We start from the raw sequence: 2,559 nt of genomic DNA, 5'->3' as shown, positions 1-2,559 counted from the left end.
TGGATATTCCGGACTATGTTGACCCCACCAAGCGGTATCAATTTGCGGCTACCAAAATAGCTTAGTCACGTTGAAACGCATGCCATTCCGGCGGATGCTGACCCCCTTTCAGAGATAGTTGCTCGTATACCGGAGCAAGTTGACCCCCTAAATCGGTGTCGACAAGCAGTCAGGTTCTCTTCGTATTGCGAAGCGTACCGGAGCATGCTGACCCCTCTGTACTTATGGTTTTGGTTCATCTTAGTGATTTATTTATCACTAAGCACGATCACCGATGGCCGGAAAACCACGACCAATGAGTCAGATAAAACAACTATTACGCTTACACCGCCAGGGCTGCTCGATCAAAGCCATTGCCCGCACCCTGAGCATCAGCAAGAACACGGTAAAGTCTTACCTGGTCAAGCTGCAGACGGCTTCATTTAACACTGAAGAACTGCTTATTCTGGAGGATCCGGTATTGGAGAGCCGTTTTCATTCGGGCAATCCAGCCTATAAAGACCCTCGTTATATTCATTTAAAGGGAAAGCTGGAATACTTCTCCAAAGAGCTGAAACGCGTTGGGGTAACCAAAAAACTATTATGGGAAGAGTATATAGCTAGCTTCCCGCAGGGCTATGCGTATTCTCAGTTCTGCTTCCATCTGCACCAGCAACTGGTTGCCCGCAAGCCCACCTCGGTGCTCACGCATGAGCCTGCCGATAAACTCTTTGTGGACTTTGCCGGAAAGCAGATCAGTTATACTGACAGGCAAACCGGAGAGATCATTCACTGCCAGCTCTTTGTAGCCTGCCTTCCTTTTTCGGATTATGCCTTTGCCATAGCAGTTCCCTCGCAAACCGTCAGCGACTTTCTGTATGCATTGTCGCGTTGCCTGGAAGCCATTGGCGGGGTTCCTAAAGTATTAGTGCCAGATAATCTGAAGGCAGCTATCATTAAAGCAGATCGTTATGAACCGGAAGTAAACCGGTCGCTGGAAGACTTTGCCAATCATTATGGGATGGCTGTAGTCCCTGCCCGCGCTGCCAAACCAAGGGATAAAGGTTTGGTAGAGAACCAGGTGAAACTGCTTTACACACGTGTATACGCTAAACTGCGTAACCGGATATTCTTTGATCTGGCCACTCTGAATGAAGCTATCAGTGAGAAAGTGCGGGAGCATAATCAGACCCGGATGCAGAACAAGAACTATTGCCGGGAAGAACGCTATCTGGCTGCCGAAAAGCCGCTGTTGTCGGCTCTGCCTCCCAAACCATTCGAGCTAAAGTACTACGCTGAAGCCAAGGTAGCCAGCAATGGCCATGTCAGTCTTCTAAAGCACTTCTATAGTGTGCCCTATTCGCTTATAGGAAGCCGGGTAAAAGTTATCTATACAAGAACAATGGTGTATATCTATGCACAGGGCAAACAGGTTGGCATTCACTTGAGGAGTTACAGCGGTGGGTACTCCTCCACCAAAGAACACCTGAGTTCTCAGAACCAGGCCTGGCTAAACCGTAGCCCTGAGTATTATCTGGAACGTGCCCGCTACAAATCAGAGGAACTCCACCGGCTTTTTGAGCTGGTCTTTCAGCAGGACCGCTATCCCGAGCAGCTTTATCGAACCTGTGATGGTTTGCTGCGATTATCAAGGAATACAGATCCAGAGAAGTTCAGCCGGGTATGCCGCGTTGCTATCGAGAACAGAATCTGCTCCTATAAGTCTATCCAGAAGATTTTGGAGAATAACATGGCTATTCATCTGGAGGAGGAATCACCAGAACAATCACTTCCGGTTCATACTAATATCCGGGGCAAAGAATATTACACACAATCCACTATAAACTTCTAAAAATGCAAATCGAAACACAACTCAAAGGACTGCGCCTGCATGGCATGTCGCGCAGCTGGCAAATCTTACAGGAAACAAGGCGGCATCACGAGCTTACCCTGGCCGAAGGCCTGGAGCTATTGTTGGGCGCTGAACATGACGCCCGGAACGGCAAACGCTTTGATCGCCTGATTAAAAACGCAGCGTTCCGTTACCAGGCAACTATTGAAGAACTGAACACAGATCCGGCTCGTGGAATCGACCGCTCGTTGATCACTGAACTGACCCTGGGCGGATATATTACCAAAGGAGAAGCCGTGTTAATCAGCGGAGCTTCCGGCGCAGGAAAGAGCTTTCTGGCTTCAGCGCTGGGACATCAGGCTTGTGCTCAGGGTTACCGCGTCGCTTATTTCAATCTTCAAAAGTTGCTGCTACGAACCAAGATGAGCCGCATTGACGGATCCATTTACAAGTTTATTGAAAGGCTCGCCAAGACAGAGGTGCTCATACTGGATGACTTTGGACTCACACATCTGGAAAAACAACAACGAATGGATCTGATGGAAATTATTGAGGACCGGCATGGTCGCAGATCGACGATCATCGCCAGTCAGCTGCCTGTGGCAAGCTGGTACGATGTCATTGGTGAAGAAACCATTGCCGATGCTATTCTGGATAGACTGGTACATACCGCACACAGAATAGAACTTATGGGTGAAAGTCTAAGAAAAAAAAGGTAAAATTGTCAG

The 2,559-nt window shown here is 48.4% G+C and carries 2 protein-coding genes; both read left to right on the top strand.

All coding sequences use genetic code 11. The annotated features are described in order from the left end of the window. The first annotated feature begins 274 nt into the window (after positions 1–274). The gene (gene istA, locus Q8S38_RS17005) at positions 275–1,831 is read left to right on the top strand and encodes an IS21 family transposase (RefSeq protein ID WP_305681570.1); all 1,557 of its coding nucleotides are present in this window, start codon (positions 275–277) and stop codon (positions 1,829–1,831) included. A gap of 2 nt (positions 1,832–1,833) precedes the next feature. Next, positions 1,834–2,550 carry an IS21-like element helper ATPase IstB gene (istB, locus tag Q8S38_RS17000; protein WP_305681569.1) on the top strand — a complete coding sequence of 239 codons (717 nt, stop codon included), beginning with the start codon at positions 1,834–1,836 and terminating at the stop codon, positions 2,548–2,550. The last annotated feature ends 9 nt before the right edge of the window (positions 2,551–2,559 follow it).

The organism is Allobosea sp. (assembly GCF_030695125.1).
Taxonomy (GTDB): Bacteria; Pseudomonadota; Alphaproteobacteria; order Rhizobiales; family Beijerinckiaceae; genus Allobosea.
This window is presented reverse-complemented; position numbering and strand designations above follow the sequence as displayed.